This window comes from Micromonospora sp. NPDC049048 (assembly GCF_043197615.1).
In the GTDB taxonomy this organism is placed as follows: Bacteria; Actinomycetota; Actinomycetes; order Mycobacteriales; family Micromonosporaceae; genus Micromonospora.
In genome coordinates this window covers 1-1,739 of record NZ_JBICTM010000028.1, presented here as the reverse complement: position 1 = coordinate 1,739, position 1,739 = coordinate 1, and the positions used below count along the sequence as shown (strand labels likewise).

1 rRNA gene (running past one end of the window) is annotated in these 1,739 nt (G+C 57.1%); it reads left to right on the top strand.

What is annotated here, in order from left to right:
- Positions 1 to 1,739: ribosomal RNA gene (locus tag ACGFIG_RS30675) — 23S ribosomal RNA — on the top strand (its annotated part extends 160 nt beyond the left edge of the window); the annotation flags it as partial.

The following is a 1,739-nucleotide window of genomic DNA, read 5'->3' as shown; positions in this document are numbered from 1 at the left end:
AGCAAGCTGACACTTGTTCGAGGAGTTATAAAGTCAGTGGCTAGTCGAACAGTCTGGAATGGCTGACCGTAGACGGTGAGAGTCCGGTAGGTGAAAGTTGCTGATCTTCTGTGGGTGTTCCCGAGTAGCGGCGGACCCCTGTAATCTGCCGTGAATCTGCCAGGACCACCTGGTAAGCCTAAATACTTCCTGGTGACCGATAGCGGACGAGTACCGTGAGGGAATGGTGAAAAGTACCCCGGGAGGGGAGTGAAATAGTACCTGAAACCGTTCGCCTACAATCCGTCGGAGCCTTGCGGGGTGACGGCGTGCCTTTTGAAGAATGAGCCTGCGAGTTAGTGGCATGTGGCGAGGTTAACCCGTGTGGGGGAGCCGTAGCGAAAGCGAGTCTGAATAGGGCGATTCAGTCGCGTGTCCTAGACCCGAAGCGGAGTGATCTAGCCATGGGCAGGCTGAAGCGCGGGTAAGACCGCGTGGAGGGCCGAACCCACCAACGTTGAAAAGTTGGGGGATGACCTGTGGTTAGGGGTGAAAGGCCAATCAAACTCCGTGATAGCTGGTTCTCCCCGAAATGCATTTAGGTGCAGCGTCGCGTGTTTCTTGCCGGAGGTAGAGCACTGGATGGTCTAGGGGGCCCACAAGCTTACCGAAATCAGCCAAACTCCGAATGCCGGTAAGTGAGAGCGCGGCAGTGAGACTGCGGGGGATAAGCTTCGTAGTCGAGAGGGAAACAGCCCAGATCACCAGCTAAGGCCCCTAAGCGTGTGCTAAGTGGAAAAGGATGTGGGGTCGCATAGACAACCAGGAGGTTGGCTTAGAAGCAGCCACCCTTTAAAGAGTGCGTAATAGCTCACTGGTCAAGTGGTTCCGCGCCGACAATGTAGCGGGGCTCAAGCACACCGCCGAAGCTGTGGCATTCACATTTTTATCTCGCTTGGACTTGATTCCTTGTGCAGGTGTGTGGATGGGTAGGGGAGCGTCGTGCCGGGGGTGAAGCAGCGGGGTGACCTAGTTGTGGACGCGGCACGAGTGAGAATGCAGGCATGAGTAGCGAAAGAAGGGTGAGAAACCCTTCCGCCGGATGACCAAGGGTTCCAGGGCCAGGCTAATCCGCCCTGGGTGAGTCGGGACCTAAGGCGAGGCCGAGAGGCGTAGTCGATGGACAACGGGTTGATATTCCCGTACCCGCGAAAGAGCGTCCCTGATGAACCTCGTTGTGCTAACCATCCAAACCAGCCGAGGCCTTCGGGTTGAGGTTGGGGAGCGTGGGAACCTGGCGGGTAGTAGTCAAGCGATGGGGTGACGCAGGAAGGTAGCTGAGCCCGGCCGGTGGTTGTGCCGGGGTAAGCGTGTAGGCCGTGTTGTAGGCAAATCCGCAACACATGGAGGCTGAGACGTGATGCCGAGCCGATTCAGGTGAAGTCAGTGATCCTATGCTGCCGAGAAAAGCCTCTAGCGAGTTCTTAGCGGCCCGTACCCCAAACCGACACAGGTGGTCAGGTAGAGAATACCGAGGCGATCGGGCGAACTGTGGTTAAGGAACTCGGCAAATTGCCCCCGTAACTTAGGGAGAAGGGGGGCCGGAGACGTGAAGCCCTGCGCGGGTGGAGCGTTGTATGGCCGCAGAGAGCAGGGGGAAGCGACTGTTTACTAAAAACACAGGTCCATGCGAAGAAGTAATTCGATGTATATGGACTGACGCCTGCCCGGTGCTGGAACGTTAAGGGGACCTGTTAGCT